Source organism: Pontibacter sp. LHS2 (assembly GCF_058932845.1).
On record NZ_JBZYWG010000001.1, the window covers coordinates 1,450,793 to 1,468,252 of the forward strand.

The following is a 17,460-nucleotide window of genomic DNA, read 5'->3' on the forward strand; positions in this document are numbered from 1 at the left end:
AAAGACCTATCTCCAATTATCTTGCGGCTCCTGCCTGTGGCTGCCCTTGCTCAGGGGCATCCAACTGTACCTTGGCTCCCTGGCGCAGACGCTGTATACCTTCAGTCACGATTTGCTGCCCCTGCTGCAGGCCTTCACGCACGACAATGTTGCCGTTCACGCGTGTTCCCAGCTGCACGTTCTGCTGCACTACGGAGTCACCTTGCACCACATACACGTAGTACTCACCCAACTGCTCTGTCACGGCCTTGAAAGGAATCACGATCTGGTCGCCCAGGTCCTGGTTCAGCACGTCCAGACTCACGGTCATACCTGGTATCAGTCTTTCATCCGGGTTTGGGAACTGCACGCGTACCGTCGTTGTACCTGACTGACGACCAATGGCTCTGTCAATAGCGACCAGTTTGCCATTGTGCTTGTACTGTTCGCCGTTGTTAAAGCGAATTGTGAAAAGCGAATCCGGCTGGTTGCCTTGACGCAGGTTGCTGAAACGACCCAGCTCGCTTTCATTAATCACAAAGTCAACCGCGATCGGGTCAGATGACGACACCGTGTTCAGCAAAGGCTGGCCCGGCGACACCTGCGCTCCTACCCTGACCTGCGAAATACCGATCACGCCGCTGAAAGGCGCTGTGATAGTCGAGTAACTCAGATCCGTGCCTGCGCTGCTCACCTGGGCCTGCGCCGCTGAAACCTGTGCACGGGCCGTCTGCACTTCGGTACGGGCGTAGTCTACCTGCTGCCTGGCGATGGCGTCACGTTCGGCCAGGCGCTCATAGCGCTCCAGATCCTTCTCGACACGTGCCAGGTTGGCTTTGGCGCTCTGCAGACTGGCCTGCGCCTGCTGTATACCTGCCTGGTATTTGTTCTGGTCTATCTCGTAGAGTTTCTGCCCCTTTTTGACACGCTGCCCGTCCTGCACAAAAATATTGGTGATATAGCCCGATACCTGCGGACGCAGCTCTACTTCTTGCAGCGGCACCACCCTGGCCGGGTATGTATCGCGGCCGGTTACGCTTTGCTGCTTTACCTGAATCGTGTTCACCGGAACGGCCATGGCTGCAGGGTTCATCTGCTGCTGTCCGGCATCGTCACCGCCGCAAGACACAAGCATAGTCGGGCTGATGATGGCTGCGAACAGCCAGGTGTATTTATTTTTCATTATCCTGTTTCTCTGATTTTATCGGTTGATGTCTATGTTTCCAAGGGCGCGCTGCAGGTCTAGTTTGCTGGAGAGCACGCCGTAGAGGGCATTGTAATAGTTCAGCTGGGTGGTGCGCAGTTCCGTCTCGGCTACGATCAGGTCCACGTAGGCTTTTACGCCCTCGTCGTACTGCAGCTTGATGATCTCGTACACCTCTTCGGCCATTTCCAGGTTCGACTGTACAGTGCGCCACTCTGTGTAGTCCCCTTTGTAATTGGCAAGGGCCGTCTGGTATTCGGTGTTGATGGCCCTGCGAGCATCTTCGATCTGCACATCCAAGCGGTCTTCCTGCAGCTGTGCAATCTTGAGGTTCTGCAGCCTTCTGGTACCCTGGAAAATCGGCAGCGCTACCTGCAGACCAACCGATGAGTTAGGGAAATGCTGATCGTAGAGGTTAGCGAACTCGTTGTTGAAGTACAGGAGGTTGTAGTTGGCAAAAGCCGAAACGGTTGGCAGGAAGCTCCAGCGATTAAAGGCTGTATTCAGTTTCAGGAGTTCGCGCTGCGTCTGCAACTGCTGCAGTTCCACCCGTTTGTCGAAGGCGATTATCTCAGTCGTGTCTACCTGCACCTCCTGCTCCATGCGGGCATACTGGTAGGTCAGGTTCAGCTCCTGCTCCACCGGATAGCCCATCAGTTGTTTCAGGTAGGCTACACTGGCTTTGATATTCTCCTGCACCCGCTTGCGGTCTGACCGGATGTTGGCCAGTGTGATGGCGGCGCGCTGGTAGTCCGTTTTATCTACCAGACCTACATCATAGCGGCTGCGGGCGTCGTTGAACTGCTTTTCCTGTCGCGAAATGTTCTGATCCAGGATGCGCAACTGCTCCTGCGTGAGTAGCACATTGTAGAAAGCTTTGCTTACTTCTACCACCGTGTTGATGCGGGTATCCGTCACCTGCTGATCCAGCAACAACTTTCTGGAACGAGACGCCCTGGAGGCGAGCAGCAGATTGTTGTCGAAAATGTTCTGGGTAGCCTGGAGCGCCAGGTTGGAGTTGTACTTCTGCCCGAAGGTGATGATCTCCCCTCCGATCGGTTGCTGGGGCCTTCTGATGTTGTACGTACTCCCGAAGTTGGCATTGATCTGTGGAAACCAGCCTGCCAGACTAGCCCTGATCTCCCGCTCACCGATCTGCTCGTCGATCAGCGCCTGCTCCATGGCTGCCCGGTTTTCCAGCGCATACCCTACGCATTGCTCCAGGGTCAGGCTGTCCGTCGCGGCTATACCTGACTTGTCCTGCGCCATCAAGGCACCTGGAACCAGGAGGCAGGCAATGAGCAGTCGTTTAAAATATGTAGTTAATTTCATCTATAATTTTGGTATTCAGCTTTTTGATTGAGTATTAAACGTGCAGGTACAGCAACTGATGGTGGCGTACCCGTTTTAGTTTTTCTTTCTTATTCCATTCCGGCGCTTGTGGTTATTGTTTAAACATCAGTATGAATGTAATTTTTGTCTCCAGGGGTGGCGGCTAACGCTCAAGGGCTATACCGTTCCAAATGAGCTGCAGTATCTGCTCGAGCTCTTTTCTATCCAGATGGAGTCTGCCACTGCCTGTCAGTTTGGCCATAGAGAGTACACTGCTGTGGGTGAGCGTAGCCAAAATCTTAGGGCTCACTTCTTTCAGCAATCCTTCCTGTATGCCGCGCTCAAAAAAGGAGAAAAGCAGGGTGTAAAACTTGTCTTCTTCAAGCGGTGGCCTTGCAGCGCTGTAAGGAGAGTTAACAAATTGCTCAAAGAACCTGAGCAGGTTCTGATTGTTCTGGTAAAAGGTATAGAGTCCGCCCCAGAGGTTGAAAAAACAGGCTTTGAAAGGTATAGCGGCACAGGTCTCCTGCTCCACCACTTCAATAACTTGCTGTTGTGCGTAGTCGAACAGTTCGGTGATGAGCTGCTCTTTGCTCTCGAAGTAATGGTAGATGGTACCCGCTGCCACACCGGCGTGCTTGGCGACCATACTCATTGGCGTACCATGGAAGCCCTTGTCACGGACCAACTCCATCGTGCTGATAAATATGGCTTTCTTCTTTTCTGCAATCGGCTCCATTCAAACTCCTTTCACTCCCAATTGAATGTTCATTCGGTCTGCAAAGCTACGTTTGTATCTACAATTGTGAAAGCTGTTCCGCCAAAAAACTGAATTTTCTGGTCAAACGACTCCTAATGCACGGCAAATAAACGGGATGGTAGCTGTGAACGTAAATATAGTAATAGCGCTCTTTTCACTTAAACCCCACTGCCATGGCACTCGCACATGAACTCCACCACACCCCTCGCGTCAACAGCGCCAACAACCCAGTCTGGATGGACGCCCTGAGAATTCTCCTCGGACTGTTCCTGTTTGTCAAAGGCCTGCTCTTCCTGGAGCACACTACCGATGTGTTTTACATCTTCAGTTCCAGTCAGGATGTTCTCTCTGCTGGCAAGGCACACTTTCTCACCAGCATGGTACACATAGTTGGGGGCTTGATGATCGCTTTTGGGATGCTCACCCGACTGGCCCTGCTCTGCCAGATCCCGATTCTGGTCGGTGCGCTGCTGATCGTGAACCCGCAACGCGGTGGCATCAGTCTGGGTAACACCGAACTGATTTTATCCCTGACTGTCACAGCCCTACTCCTCTTCTTCATGATCAAAGGCCCAGGCCGCTACTCCATTGACAACAAAGTGTTGCGGCAGCCACAGCCGGAGGAGGAACATGCAGACTAAGCTAGTCGGTATCATGTAGCCACTCCAGCGCATCTTCCTTCGATATGAAATCACGGGACTCGCAGGGCAAGGGGTATTTTGAGGCTATCTCATAAATGGTCTCGATGGAAATCTGCTGAAAAATATCGGCCCCCATGATATTGGCGACGCGGTTTAGCTTGCTGTGTTGCAGTATCTCGGCTGAGTGAATGGCAATCCAGGTCTGGTCTTGCAGGGACGGGGGCTGCATAAAGGTATAGTCAGCGAGTATCAGTTCCACTTCGTTGTTTATGATAAACTGACAGGCAAGATCCATGGCTTCACGTAGCGGTGCGCTTGGAATATTGCCCCGCCACTCGTTCCAAAGCATTTTCTTTTCGGGATTGTAACGGATTGTGACGAACTCCTGTTCATGCACCTTCTCAAATTGCTGTAAACTCATGTATCAAGCCGCTGCCTTTGTTATGTATCTCTAAAAGTATACGCTAAGTCTGAGAAGTGCATCATCTGAAAGTACAAATGTCCTGATTCCTGATATTTAGTACAGGCGATAAGTTGGAAGACTTTGCTGATGTAATTTAACACAATAGATTTTGAGCTTGGCAGCAATAGAATAGCAGGGTTAAAAATGATAACTCCCGCCATGCGCTATGTGAGTAAAGACGGTAAGGTTAGAACATATAAAAATCAACAGAGATGAGAGTAGCCTTTTTAATGCTGGTCTTCTTACACGGAGTGATCCATCTGTTAGGATTCCTGAAAGGGTTCGGAATCAAAGAAGTAAAAGAGTTGATGCTTCCCATATCCAAACCAATGGGAATAGTGTGGTTGCTGGCAGCTATGCTAGTGCTTACTTATGGTGTTTTATACTTTGCGAACAATAGGTATGCCTGGCTCATAGGATTCCTATCTGTACTCGTCTCGCAAACCCTGATCATTTTATACTGGCAAGATGCCAGGTTCGGTACTATTCTAAACATCATTATTTTAATTGTGTCTCTGGTATCCTTTGGCTTTTACAATTTCCAAAGAACTGTTCAGCAAGAAACCGAACAATTATTATCTCCAGGCAAAGCTTCAAGTGAAAAGGTAATCTCTGAAAGCGACATTAGTGACTTACCCGAACCCGTACAAAATTGGCTGAGACACTCAGGTGTTATCGGGAAGGCACACATCAGGGTGGGCAGGGTGCGACAAAAAGCTGAAATGAAATTGAAGCCCGACCAGCAGGACTGGATGAAAGCAACTGCCTTGCAGTATACGACCATCGACAACCCTGCTTTTGTCTGGACGGTGGATGTAAAAATGAATAGCTTCCTCAACTTTCAGGGTCGAGACAAATTTGAAGGCGGGGAAGGTGAAATGCTGATCAAATTAAACTCCCTTATACCTGTAGTAAACGAACGGGGTGAAAAACTCAACGAAGGTTCGCTGCAACGGTACCTAGGTGAAATGGTCTGGTTCCCTTCTCTGGCTCTTAGTCCCTATGTCACCTGGCAACAAGTAGACGATACGACTGCCATTGCAACCATGCACTACAAGGGAACAAAGGGAAGCGGGACTTTTTACTTCAATCCGGCTGGAGATTTTGTCAAATTTACAGCATTACGTTTCAAGGATAATAATGAAAATGCCAAACGCTATGAATGGGTCCTGCTCGTGAATGATTATAAATGGTTTGAAGGTATAAAGGTCCCCGCTGATATGACTGCCACCTGGAAACTTGACGAGGGCGATTGGACCTGGCTAAAGCTGGAAATAGAGGATATAAAATACAACGAGAATGCCTTCCGCTACTAAGGGCTATACCTGACGCGTGGACTGTACAGACCGTCCGCTCTCCAGATGCTTAGTATGTCTATTGACTGGCAGCGTGAGATTGAAGCAAGCTTGCATTTTGGCAAAAGCCGGGCTGCATACATCTACCTGCTTCTCTAAGATATAAATCAGGTGCAGGCTTTATTATTCCAGCGAATCGACAAAGAGACGGAGCTCCTGGTATACCTTGGCCAGTTTCTGTGGTGGGAAATGCGCATTCAGCCCACTGGGGTTGGGCAGCAGCCACAGCCTGGTACTCCCGATGGTCTGCTCCTGCATACCTATACCTGCATTTGCTTTCCCGAAGGCTACCCGGTAGGCCGAAATCCCCAGCAAGGCCAACACCTGCGGCTGATACTCCATCACTTTCTCCACCAACTTGCCCCCTCCTTCTTTCAACTCCATGGCTGACAGCTCAGCAGCATTAGCTGTTGCCCTATCCACGATGTTCGTGATCCCAAAACCCAGGTCCAGCAGGCCGTTTTCTTCTTCGGGCAGGTATAGCCGGGGCGTAAAACCCGCCGCATGCAGGGTTGGCCAGAAGCGGTTGCCCGGGCGGGCGAAGTTGTGCCCGACCACAGCCGTGTAAAGCCCTGGGTTAATTCCGCAGAAAAGGACTTTTAGATTGGGCGCAATGATATCAGGCAAGGTTCTTCCGTTAGCCGCCGCCAGTTCTTCTTTTGTAGGTCTTCTTTTTTGAGATTGCATCCCCTCCTTTACTATGACTAAACGCTTACAGTTATAGTTTTCGCTGGCAATTTTTATCACTAAAAGCTAGAGAAGCAACAGCTGCAAGCTTAATGCGGAATGCCTCTTGAATTAGTGCTAAGTAGTTTTGCCTTGTCGTAATTACCAGATCCAGAAAATTTTTTATCGAAAAAGAATACATAACTTTCTTATGCAAAACATTCTTATATATTTGCAGTATGAAAAACAGTTCGCTTTACAAAGGCAGTCTCTCGACCATCATCCTAAAGCTGTTGGAGGAGAACGACAGAATGTATGGGTACGAAATAACCCAGAAGGTTAAAGAGCTGACAGCCGGAGAACTCAATATAACCGAAGGCGCCCTATACCCTTCGCTCCACAAACTCGAAGCCGAAGGGCTGCTGCAGGCAGAGATGGTCCATATCGGCAACCGGATGCGGAAATACTATAAGCTCACAGAGTCAGGCAAAAAAGAAACAGCGGATAAGCTGGCCGAGCTGAAAGGATTTATAGAGCAAATGCAGGTGATCATGAACACGAACTTAGCTAATCCCTCAAAAACATGAAAAAGGAACTGACAGCCACAGACATCGAAAAACTGTATGCTTTCTTACAGAAGAAGTTTGTAGATACCTATGATATTCAAACCGAGCTGGTCGACCACCTTGCGTCTGACATCGAGAAGCAGTGGGAAGAAAACCCTGAGCTTACACTCGACGAGGCGATTCAAAAGGTATACAAGAGCTTTGGCATCTTCGGCTTTACGGATGTGTATGAAAAGCGGGTAGCTGCCATTCAAAAAGAGCATATGCTGCTGTGGCTACGGACATTCATCAGTTTCTTTAAACTGCCTTACGTGCTGCTTTCGCTTGCACTTTTTGTCGGTTTCCAATTGGCACTCACCTCACTCGATCCAGCTATGGTAAAACTGGTAAGCCTGGGCGCGATCACAGCCGCCATTCTGTATTTTGCAGTAAAGGAGTTTCTATACCTGAAGCGGAAACTACGAAAAAAGCTGTCCGTCATGCAGTATACTTACGGATTTTTGCCACTCATGTATTTTCCAATGTACCTGAACTACATGGTACTCGAAAAACTGATTCCCGAAGCCATTTGGCCTTATGCCTTACACATCACGCTTTCTTTCATTCTGTCCATCGCTTATATCGATACGATAGATAAAATTAAGCAGCGAGCCCAGAAGGTGTATCCCGCGGCATTTGCCTAAAGCTTAAATCGAGCTTCGACAAATTGCTTCCTACGCAGACTTTTGCAGCATTGTGCCTGTAAGCTCAGCGCTATACCTGCAATACATAAACGCGATGCAGTGGAAAGCTACGTCGCGTTTGTTTTTCTCCCCTCCTATACCTTGCATCAACTCGTGATAGCGGTATTTGTCCAGCCTGATCTTTGTCACTGACACTAGAATTACCTTCTCCTTTGCATTTGTCACCCTGGTTTCCCCTGCCGGAACCAAGTCCCCGCCTCCAAATCAAACGACGATCACCGACTTTTTAAGTCTCAAAACTTTATACCCCGCTCTCTCCTACGCTTCTCCAAAAAATATCCTTACTTTTGGTCTGAAATTGGCAATCCAGGAAAATTCGAATTTAGATGAGCAACAATCAGGAGAACCTTCTCTCCACACTGTTACCTCAGTTAGTAAGTACATATTGTCGTGCTGGCAGTATGCTCACGCTAGAAATGCCTCTGAACCTGGCTCCCCTACCTGCCCAATTATCTCAATTTGAACCGTATCTTTGCGTATAGAAATAAAAACTAAGCATGCTTCACTTCTTTTTTAGTCAACCTGATACAGTGTACGCCTTACAAAGCGAAGGTGAACTGAACGCTACTGACATCCAAAAACTGGAATGGTTATTCGGCAACGCCACTCTAAAGCAGGAAACTGTGCTGAGTGGCTTTTTTGTTGGCCCCCGTGCTGCCATGATCACGCCCTGGAGTACCAATGCCGTGGAAATTACCCAGAACATGGGCATCGAAGGCATTATCCGGATCGAAGAGTTTGCCATCGTAACGGAGGATTTCATGGATTTTGACCCGATGCTTTCGCAAAAGTACAATGGACTGAACCAGGAGATCTACACGATCAACATACAGCCGGAGCCTGTGCAGCCGGTGACGGATATTGCAGCTTACAACAAACAGGAAGGGCTTTCGCTTAGCGAGGAAGAGGTGGATTACCTGAATAAGCTATCAGAAAGAGTTGGCAAACCGCTGACTGATTCAGAAGTATTCGGCTTCTCGCAGGTGAACTCAGAGCACTGTCGCCACAAGATCTTCAACGGCAAGTTTGTGATTGATGGCGAAGAGAAACCTACTTCACTCTTCAAGTTGATCCGCAAAACATCAGAGACACACCCGAACGATATCGTTTCGGCTTACAAAGACAATGTGGCCTTTATCAAAGGGCCGGTGGTGCAGCAGTTTGCCCCTAAGCGTGCCGATGTACCTGATTATTATCAGGTGAGCGATTTCGAATCGGTTATATCGATCAAAGCAGAAACACACAACTTCCCGACCACAGTAGAGCCTTTCAACGGTGCCGCTACAGGTTCAGGTGGTGAGATCCGTGACCGTCTGGCTGGTGGTCAGGGATCGCTCCCGCTTGCAGGTACTGCTGTGTACATGACAGCTTTGTCACGACTGGAGAAGGACCGCCCTTGGGAACAAGCGACACAGGAAAGAAAATGGTTGTACCAAACACCAATGGATATCCTGATCAAAGCTTCTAATGGAGCTACAGATTTCGGTAACAAGTTCGGACAGCCGCTAATTACGGGATCGGTGCTGACTTTCGAGCACGACGAAAAAGCGGATCAGCTTGAAGCTCCTCGTAAACTAGGCTACGACAAAGTAATCATGCTGGCAGGTGGCATAGGTTACGGCAAAGCAAGTCAGGCCCAGAAAGGGCACCCGAAAACGGGTGACAAGATCGTGATCCTGGGTGGTGAGAACTACCGCATCGGTATGGGTGGTGCTGCTGTATCGTCCGCCGACACCGGTGAGCACGGTACAGGTATAGAACTGAACGCGATCCAGCGCTCTAACCCGGAAATGCAGAAACGCGCTGCCAATGCCATCCGTGGCATGGTGGAAAGCGAACACAACCCGATCGTTTCGATCCACGACCATGGTGCGGGCGGCCACTTGAACTGCCTTTCAGAACTGGTAGAAGAAACAGGCGGCAAAATTGACCTGGACAAACTGCCGGTGGGTGACCCTACCCTTTCAGCCAAAGAGATCATCGGCAACGAGTCGCAGGAGCGCATGGGACTGGTAATCGGTGAAGAGGATATCGCTACACTGCAAAAAATAGCCGACCGCGAACGTGCCCCGATGTATACCGTGGGCGACGTGACCGGCGATCACCGCTTTACCTTCGAGTCGGCCTCTACGGGCCAGAAACCGATGGACCTGGAGCTGAGCGACATGTTCGGCAGTTCGCCAAAAGTGGTGATGAACGACAAGACTGTTACCCGTGAATACCAGGCGGTGACTTACGATCTAAGCCAGCTGCATACCTATCTGGAGCAAGTATTGCAACTGGAAGCCGTTGCCTGTAAAGACTGGCTCACGAATAAAGTGGACCGCTGTGTAGGTGGTCGTGTAGCGAAGCAGCAATGTGCTGGACCGCTTCAGTTGCCACTCAATAACTGCGGCGTCATGGCGCTGGACTTCCAGGGCAAAGAAGGTATAGCCACCTCCATTGGCCATGCACCTATCTCTGCCCTGATTGATCCGGCAGCTGGTAGCCGCAATGCTATTGGTGAGTCGCTGTCGAACATCGTCTGGGCTCCGCTAAAAGATGGTTTGCAAAGCGTTTCGCTTTCTGCCAACTGGATGTGGGCTTCGAAGAACGAAGGAGAAGATGCCCGTCTGTACAAAGCGGTGGAAGCCTGTTCTGAATTCGCGATTGCCCTGGGCATCAACATCCCGACTGGCAAGGACTCGCTTTCGATGAAGCAGAAGTACAAGGACGAGGATGTAATTGCGCCAGGTACAGTGATCATTTCAGCAGCCGGCAATTGCAGCAACGTGCGCCAGGTGGTAGAGCCGGTATTGCAGCACAACGGCGGCAATATTTACTACATCAATCTATCCAATGACGCCTTCAAACTGGGCGGTTCTTCTTTTGCCCAGGTAGTCAACAAGATCGGTAACGAAACACCAGATATCACCGATGCGGCCCTGTTTAAAAATGCGTTTAACACGCTGCAGCAACTCATCAAAGAAGATAAGATAGCGGCGGGCCATGACATTGGCAGCGGCGGTCTAATCACGACCCTGCTGGAGATGTGCTTTGCCGACAATAACCTAGGTGCTTCCATCGACCTGACCTCACTGGGCGAAGAGGACACTATTAAAGTGTTGTTTGCGGAGAACATCGGTATCGTATTCCAGGCTTCGGCAGACGTTGAAGAAACCTTGAAATCCAACAATGTACCTTTCCATAAAATAGGCACGAGCACTTCAAGCGCTACGCTGGAGCTGAAGAACGGCGAAGCAACTTACAGCTTTGACATCGCACAGCTGCGCGACACCTGGTTCAAAACTTCCTATTTGCTGGACATAAAGCAAAGTGGCCCGCATAGCGCCAGAGAGCGTTTTGAGAACTATAAAAAGCACGAACTCACCTATACCTTCCCGGCAGGATTTGACGGCAAAAGACCTGCCATCGACAGCTCGAAGCCTAGAATCAAGGCCGCGATCATCCGGGAGAAAGGAAGTAACTCGGAGCGTGAGATGGCCAACGCCATGTACCTGGCTGGCTTTGACGTGAAGGATGTGCACATGACTGACCTGATCTCTGGAAGAGAAACCCTGGAAGATATCCGCTTCATCGGTGCCGTGGGTGGCTTCTCTAACTCGGATGTACTGGGTTCAGCCAAAGGTTGGGCCGGTGCCTTTATGTACAACGAGAAAGCGAAGACTGCCATTGAGAACTTCTTCAAACGCGAAGACACACTATCGGTAGGCATATGCAACGGCTGCCAGCTATTCGTAGAGCTTGGTTTCATCACAATGGGACACGACCAGAAGGCGAGAATGCTGCATAACGTGAGCCAGAAACACGAAAGTATCTTCACTTCCCTGACCATTCAGGAAAATAAATCGGTGATGCTTTCGAGCCTGGCCGGTGCTACACTAGGTGTTTGGGTATCGCACGGCGAAGGTCGTTTTAGTCTGCCACACACCGAGGATAAGTATCAGATCGTGTCGAAGTACGCATACGAGACCTATCCGGCTTGCCCGAACGGCTCTGACTACAACACTGCCATGATCTGTGATGAAACAGGACGTCACCTGGTGATGATGCCACACATCGAACGTTCGCTCCTACAGTGGCAGTGGGCGCACTACCCGAAAGGCCGTCACGATGAGGTATCGCCTTGGATGGAAGCTTTTGTGAACGCCAGAAAGTGGCTGGAAGCGAACCAATAGGTATAGCACTTCGATAAATTTAAAAAGGCGCTCCGGAATTTCCCGGAGCGCCTTTTTTATTCTTAGCTTTTATCGGCTTTGATGATACTATTATACCTTCCAGTTGTTCAATGAAAAAGCAGGGCTCTAAAGAGCTGGCGTTGTTTCATCTTAAAAAGCTCTTTCAACGTTCTCTGTCATTCTGTTAAGAAGCTTGGTCAGAGGTGTGATTAGCCTGAGCTACTTGCGAACAAGATTCCTTCGGAATGACAAAAAAGTTAACCGAATTGGCGCGTCCTCCATGAGCGAACTCCCTGGCATGAAACAACCTTACAAGTGAGATTAGTCCCTCGGAGAAACAACAGCTCGTTTATAAAAACTGCATCACCTTAGGTATAGGGTTCAAATACTGTGCAGCTGCTGCATATAGGAAGCCCCCACCGGCACTTCATTTCCTTTGATGCATACCTGGTGGCGCTCTATCTTATCGATCTGCTTTTTGGCGACGATGTACGAACGGTGCACCCGCACAAAACTATCGGCAGGCAGCTGTTCGCACAGTTCCTGTATGGTCATGCGCGAAAGCAGTTTCTTTCCATCCGCCAGTACGAACGTCACGTAATTGCCCGCCGCTTCCAGGTATAGGATCTCATCGTAGTGCACCTTCACCTGCTCGTAACCGGTTTTGAGGAAAAGGTAATCTTTTACAGGAGCTGTCGTGCCGCGCAGTTGCAGGAGCTCCTGCGCCTTGTTGCAGGCCTTAATAAACCGGGGCAGCGAAAATGGCTTCAGCAGATAGTCAACCGCATCCAGCTCAAAACTGGTGACGGCGTGTTCAGAGTATGCCGTTGTGAAGATTACCATCGGCTTTTTCTGAAGGCTCGTCACAAACTCCAGTCCGGAGATGTCAGGCATTTTGATATCCAGAAACAGCAGGTCAACCGGTTCGTTTTGCAGAAATTCAAGCGCCTGAAAGGCATCCGTAAAACAACCCACCAGCTCCAGGTAAGGCACCTTGGCAGCATGTGCCCGTACCACTTCCAGCGCCATTGGTTCATCGTCTATTGCTATTGCTTTCATGCTTGCTGCTCTATATCTGTTCTGAAATCAAATATACTTACAATTGGAGTGTGAGGTGCACAAAGAACTCTTCCGGCGTATCGCGGATGATCAGTTCGTGCCTTTCAGAATATAAAAGATCGAGGCGCTGCTTTACATTTTTCAGCCCTATACCTGATTTGTCTTTCTCCGGATCCTGCTCCGACTTCTTCTGCTTGCTGTTGTATACGTCAAAGTACAGCTTATCCTGATCCGTATGCAAGGTTATCCTGATCCAGGATCTGTGCTTCAGGCTAATACCGTGTTTAAAAGCATTCTCTATAAAGGGGATCAGCAACATCGGGGCGATGTACTTTTCGCCGAGCACCTCATCTATCTTCGTCTCGATCGAGATGTTTGGCGAGCTGGAAGTACGTAGCAGTTGCAGGTCAATGTAGTTGCGCATGTACTCGATCTCGCGGGAGAGCAGGATTTTTTGCTGGTGGTTCTCGTGCAGCATAAAGCGCATCATGTCACCCAGCATCTGTATACCTTGTGCGGTACGCTCGCTGTTCTCCTGCAAAGCCGTGCCATACAGTGTGTTCAGGGCATTGAAGAGGAAATGCGGATTGATTTGTGAGCGCAGGAAATCCAGGTTGGCGCTTGTTGTTCCCAGTTCCTGCTTCAGCACCACCATCTCCTCATTCCCTTTCATCTGGCGCTTGAACAGAAACCAGACAAAAGGCGCCGTGATAACCAATTGGAACAGGGAGTTGAAAAAGCTCAGACCAAAGGCATGGTCTTCGTCATGAAAGAACATCAGCAGCAAAAAGGCAACTGGCAAATAGGCCACAATAACCACCAACAGCGACGTGAGCAGGTACTTCCGGAAAGGCCGCTTTGACTTGAATGCGTTCGGAATCAAATAATAGTAGGCACCGCAATACAGCAGCAGAGCACTCAGTGAAATGATCGCCATGGTCACGGTGAATTCCATCTCCAAATGGAATACCATCAGCAGAAACACACTGACCATCCAGATGATGAAGGCTGTTAGCGTTTCACGGTTAATAAATCTATACCTGGCCGAGATAGCCGTTGCATTGGACAACAGGTATAAACCGCTGTATTTGATAAAGCTATAGATTCCAACCAATAGCAACAGAAACAGGGCTTGTCGGTAGCTGTCCTGAAAGATCAGATCATAGTTCTGTTCGACGCCATAATACCAGGTTAGAAGATAGCTTTTGGTATACGTATCCAACACGCCTGACACAAAGGCATAGCCCACGTAAAGGACCAGCAGCAACAAGGCATAAAGCGGCACCCGTTCCTTCTGCATCAGCTTGGGTATGATCCTGAAATTGATGAACAGAAAACCCAGGTATAACAAGGTATAGCGTATCAGCTGCGGCCAGAAATAATGCTTGTAGAATTGATAATCTATTCCCGCTTCTTCAAAAAACCATCTATTGGGTTCATGAGAAGTAGAGAGCGAGAAAATAGAAAAGACAAAAATGGCAGTAGCCGCCCAGAACTCAATTTTAGAAGTCTGAAGTGGTTTTGCGATGTGAGAGTCGAGTGTCATATCATTCATGAAACAATGTTAAATGAAAGGGTTGAGTATAAACAAAAAATGTGATGAATGCGGGTGTATTTGTGACGGATGGTGCTAAAACATGGTGTCCAGCATAAAATTGATCAGTTGCGCTGCCTGCCTTGCTACATCGAGGTCATCCAATAGAAACTGCCCCTTATCAGGTTCCTGCACCGTAGCCAGTGTCCGCATCAGCGTGGAATCTCCTGCCCCATTTGGGCACAACAACTTATACAGAACTGGCAGCAATATTAGCCCGACATCTCTTAGAGTCTGCGCACTAACCGTATAAGTTTTGGAGATGTTTCTGATCGTTAGTTCCATCATGCCTCTTAACCTATTTTTCAGTTTTCTAAAAACCTGGCTATTGATTACCAAAGTCTTAACAGGTGTAAGATTAGAAAACTGAAAACAGAGCTTCAACTTAAAGTGATGAAACAGCAGAAAGATGTGATAAACTGTTATTTACTGTTAAAAAACACTGAATCAAAGTATATTTCAAGCTACCTCCATGCTTGCAACTTTAGATAAAAGTATTGCCTATAAAACATAAAAAAACCGCTCAGGCAATGCTGGAGCGGTTTTCAGGAAAGCTAAAAAAGATTGTTTAGTATGCCGCCTTTATTAAGTGGCAGTATCCTGCAATTGGGGTGAACTGAAAATACAAGCAGGTAGAAGCAGCCTGATGAAATTAAGAATTCAATCTCTCATCAGCGCCAGGTAGTAATAGAACTTGTCATCATATTCTGACCTGCTCAAGGTTCTATCCTGATTCAGGTCCCATCTTTCAAAGATGCCACTGACAAGCTCGTGTTCGGATACCAAATGGTCCTTGTTCAGATTCCATTTCTTAAATAAGTCAAGTCCTTCTAACCCTTTCTGGAATTCAGCACCATCTATTTCACCATTGCTATTCTCATCCCAAGTAGACCAGTTCTGGTCTTGGAACCTGAAGTCTGTCATGAATTTTTCCCATGCCTCTCTTTTCATGTTGTCCATACTTACCATCAGATACATGCCTGTGCCGAATTCCTGTTCGGTGAACTGTATCCCATTGGTAAAATCAAGACCAAACCAGCCCCAATCGAGATTGTGGTAAAAACTGCCCTGTTGAAAAGCATTCGTAAATTCTGTTCGGCCGATATCAGGTGCATGCACGCCTATCATGACTGAGTCTTTCGCTATGTTATTTTGCCTGTCCCGCGCTTCCACCACTACCGTATAGGTTCCAGGCTCTACCCCACGCAAATAAAAGAAACCGCCGTATTCTGCATGTGTGGTGACATTATAAAACTGCATCGGCGCTACTACCTCCGTTCTCTGCCCATCAGCATCTACAAGCAAAGTACGTATAGTCGCCAGTTCCCTATTGTCGGTTACATTAGCTGTCGCAATGCAACGGCCAATTACCAGATAGGTGGAGTTTATCGCAGGAGCGGTGATTCTTACCACCGGACTTTGTGTGTCAGGGTTCTTAACTATAGCTGGTGCTGGATCTTCATCGTCGTTGTCACAGGACATCAATGCGCACAACAGGAAAACGAAAGAGAGTTTATAGATTTTATACATATCATTAGCATTACCAAGGAACAGAAAAACAAGCATGACAGCATTTAATCAGCCCATTAAAGTGGCTGAACCTGGATGATGAATAGCGGAGACGACAGGCGATTTAATTTTCCTGTAAGAAAGAGGGGGACTGAGTTCAGGTCAGGTATCCGATGCGGATATGAATTTTGAGCAAGTCAAAATTAGGTTACCGTGCCATATGATGCATACCTACCGCTGCACGCAGCTTAGTCAACTACACTTAGGCACAAAGCCAACATTGCTTAAGCACAGCAATCTGTATACCTCATTGTATACGAACCTGGCATAATTCCAGTAAAACTTTGCCAGGTTGGCGAAGTACTTTTACGTAAATGGATTCCTTAGTCCCTCGAATCAGGGCTGGACATAGGTGAGTTGGGGGGTAACGCTTACGAAAGTGCTTGTGGTGACGGACCACCAGCCGGTTTGGAGCGGTCTGCTGGCAGTGGCACAAACTCCAGGTTATCGGTAGGTGGCAACAGAATGCGTCCTTCTTTCCAGTCCGCTTTTGCCTGTTCGATCCTGTCCTTGCGCGACGACACAAAATTCCACCAGATGTAGCGCTCCCCCAGCGGTTCACCACCCAGGAGCATCAGTGTGGCAGGTTCTTTGGCCAGGATAAGTGGATCGGCCCCTTTGTTGAACACCAGCATCTGCCCAACAGTGTATGTCCTGTGTGCAACTTCTATACTGCCCTTGGCCACATACAGTCCTCGCTCTGCGTGCTCTTTTGGCAAACCAAAGCGGGCGCCTTTTTCCAGCACGACATGCAGGTAAAACAAAGGTGAGTGGGTTTTTACGTCGTTTCGAAGTCCGTAGGCGTCACCGGCGATCAGGCGCATCCAGACGCCGGTCTCTGTAAATATGGGTAATTGTTCGGGCTTGTAATTCTCAAAGGCAGGGTCAGCTTCTTCGTCCTTTTCGGGGAGCGCCACCCAGGTCTGTATCATTTCCAGTTCGCCGCCAGCCAGGGTAGCTGGGTCTTCAAAGCGTTCGGAGTGCGCAATACCGCTGCCGGCCGTCATCCAGTTCACCTCTCCCGGCCTGATGATCTGCTCCACCCCCAGGCTGTCGCGGTGGGTGACCTGCCCGCCAAAAAGATAGCTAACGGTAGACAAGCCGATGTGTGGATGCGGCAACACATCCATGTCGTGGGTAAGCGGTGGCTGCAGGTCCACAGGACCGGCATGATCCATGAAGATAAAGGGGCCGACCATGCGGCGCATACGGAAAGGCAGAATACGCCGCACATCCATTCCGTGAGCCAAGGAGGCTTTACGGGCTTCAATTACAAGATCCAGCATAATTATCCAATTTTATTGATGCTATACCTGCTACCATACCACCCGCCTGCTCACAGTGGCAGCTT

The 17,460-nt window shown here is 48.9% G+C and carries 16 protein-coding genes; 5 read left to right on the forward strand and 11 right to left on the reverse strand.

From position 1 onward, the window contains the following. Nucleotides 1-16: 16 nt before the first annotated feature. From AC5FX6_RS06360 to AC5FX6_RS06370, 3 genes are all read right to left on the reverse strand, one after another. Nucleotides 17-1,162: an efflux RND transporter periplasmic adaptor subunit gene (locus AC5FX6_RS06360; RefSeq protein WP_493596183.1), complete on the reverse strand. Its 1,146-nt coding sequence runs from the start codon at nt 1,160-1,162 to the stop codon at nt 17-19. Between the two features lie 18 nt (nt 1,163-1,180). Then, a complete protein-coding gene (locus AC5FX6_RS06365; RefSeq protein WP_493596184.1) occupies nt 1,181-2,515 on the reverse strand; it encodes a TolC family protein in 1,335 nt (444 codons plus the stop codon). A 163-nt stretch (nt 2,516-2,678) separates the two neighbouring features. Continuing rightward, nucleotides 2,679-3,254, reverse strand: coding sequence for a TetR/AcrR family transcriptional regulator (locus AC5FX6_RS06370; protein ID WP_493596185.1), 576 nt, complete (start codon nt 3,252-3,254; stop codon nt 2,679-2,681). 194 nt (nt 3,255-3,448) lie between these two features. On the opposite strand from AC5FX6_RS06370, the gene AC5FX6_RS06375 reads away from it, so the two are divergent. Continuing rightward, nucleotides 3,449-3,916, forward strand: coding sequence for a DoxX family protein (locus tag AC5FX6_RS06375; RefSeq protein ID WP_493596186.1), 468 nt, complete (start codon nt 3,449-3,451; stop codon nt 3,914-3,916). 1 nt (nt 3,917) lies between these two features. Here AC5FX6_RS06375 and AC5FX6_RS06380 read toward each other — a convergent pair whose 3' ends face one another. Continuing rightward, nucleotides 3,918-4,337 (reverse strand): hypothetical protein, encoded by a 420-nt coding sequence (locus AC5FX6_RS06380; RefSeq protein ID WP_493596187.1) that lies wholly within the window; start codon nt 4,335-4,337, stop codon nt 3,918-3,920. Between the two features lie 254 nt (nt 4,338-4,591). Between AC5FX6_RS06380 and AC5FX6_RS06385 the strand changes: the two genes are divergently transcribed. Further along, on the forward strand, nt 4,592-5,695 hold the full coding sequence (locus tag AC5FX6_RS06385) for a DUF6544 family protein (protein ID WP_493596188.1): 1,104 nt from the start codon (nt 4,592-4,594) through the stop codon (nt 5,693-5,695). Between the two features lie 162 nt (nt 5,696-5,857). Here AC5FX6_RS06385 and mug read toward each other — a convergent pair whose 3' ends face one another. Continuing rightward, the gene (gene mug / locus AC5FX6_RS06390) at nt 5,858-6,421 is read right to left on the reverse strand and encodes a G/U mismatch-specific DNA glycosylase (protein ID WP_493596189.1); all 564 of its coding nucleotides are present in this window, start codon (nt 6,419-6,421) and stop codon (nt 5,858-5,860) included. A 218-nt stretch (nt 6,422-6,639) separates the two neighbouring features. Between mug and AC5FX6_RS06395 the strand changes: the two genes are divergently transcribed. Beyond that, a complete protein-coding gene (locus AC5FX6_RS06395; RefSeq protein ID WP_493596190.1) occupies nt 6,640-6,987 on the forward strand; it encodes a PadR family transcriptional regulator in 348 nt (115 codons plus the stop codon). Continuing rightward, a complete protein-coding gene (locus AC5FX6_RS06400) occupies nt 6,984-7,649 on the forward strand; it encodes a hypothetical protein (protein WP_493596191.1) in 666 nt (221 codons plus the stop codon). The genes AC5FX6_RS06395 and AC5FX6_RS06400 overlap by 4 nt, the downstream gene beginning before the upstream one ends. A gap of 30 nt (nt 7,650-7,679) precedes the next feature. Here the strand turns inward: AC5FX6_RS06400 and AC5FX6_RS06405 are convergent, their stop codons facing one another. Next, nucleotides 7,680-7,874, reverse strand: a complete 195-nt coding sequence (locus AC5FX6_RS06405) for a hypothetical protein (protein WP_493596192.1) — start codon at nt 7,872-7,874, stop codon at nt 7,680-7,682. A 332-nt stretch (nt 7,875-8,206) separates the two neighbouring features. Here AC5FX6_RS06405 and purL point away from each other — a divergent pair, with 332 nt between their 5' ends. Further along, on the forward strand, nt 8,207-11,887 hold the full coding sequence (gene purL / locus AC5FX6_RS06410; RefSeq protein WP_493596193.1) for a phosphoribosylformylglycinamidine synthase: 3,681 nt from the start codon (nt 8,207-8,209) through the stop codon (nt 11,885-11,887). A gap of 381 nt (nt 11,888-12,268) precedes the next feature. Here purL and AC5FX6_RS06415 read toward each other — a convergent pair whose 3' ends face one another. From AC5FX6_RS06415 to AC5FX6_RS06435, 5 genes are all read right to left on the reverse strand, one after another. After that, nucleotides 12,269-12,946, reverse strand: coding sequence for a LytR/AlgR family response regulator transcription factor (locus AC5FX6_RS06415; RefSeq protein WP_493596194.1), 678 nt, complete (start codon nt 12,944-12,946; stop codon nt 12,269-12,271). Between the two features lie 37 nt (nt 12,947-12,983). Beyond that, nucleotides 12,984-14,501: a sensor histidine kinase gene (locus tag AC5FX6_RS06420; RefSeq protein WP_493596195.1), complete on the reverse strand. Its 1,518-nt coding sequence runs from the start codon at nt 14,499-14,501 to the stop codon at nt 12,984-12,986. 75 nt (nt 14,502-14,576) lie between these two features. Beyond that, complete coding sequence (locus tag AC5FX6_RS06425; protein ID WP_493596196.1) at nt 14,577-14,828, reverse strand: hypothetical protein; 252 nt, start codon at nt 14,826-14,828, stop codon at nt 14,577-14,579. Between the two features lie 372 nt (nt 14,829-15,200). After that, nucleotides 15,201-16,070: an EF-hand domain-containing protein gene (locus tag AC5FX6_RS06430; RefSeq protein ID WP_493596197.1), complete on the reverse strand. Its 870-nt coding sequence runs from the start codon at nt 16,068-16,070 to the stop codon at nt 15,201-15,203. 410 nt (nt 16,071-16,480) lie between these two features. Continuing rightward, nucleotides 16,481-17,395, reverse strand: coding sequence for a pirin family protein (locus AC5FX6_RS06435; RefSeq protein WP_493596198.1), 915 nt, complete (start codon nt 17,393-17,395; stop codon nt 16,481-16,483). Nucleotides 17,396-17,460 lie beyond the last annotated feature (65 nt).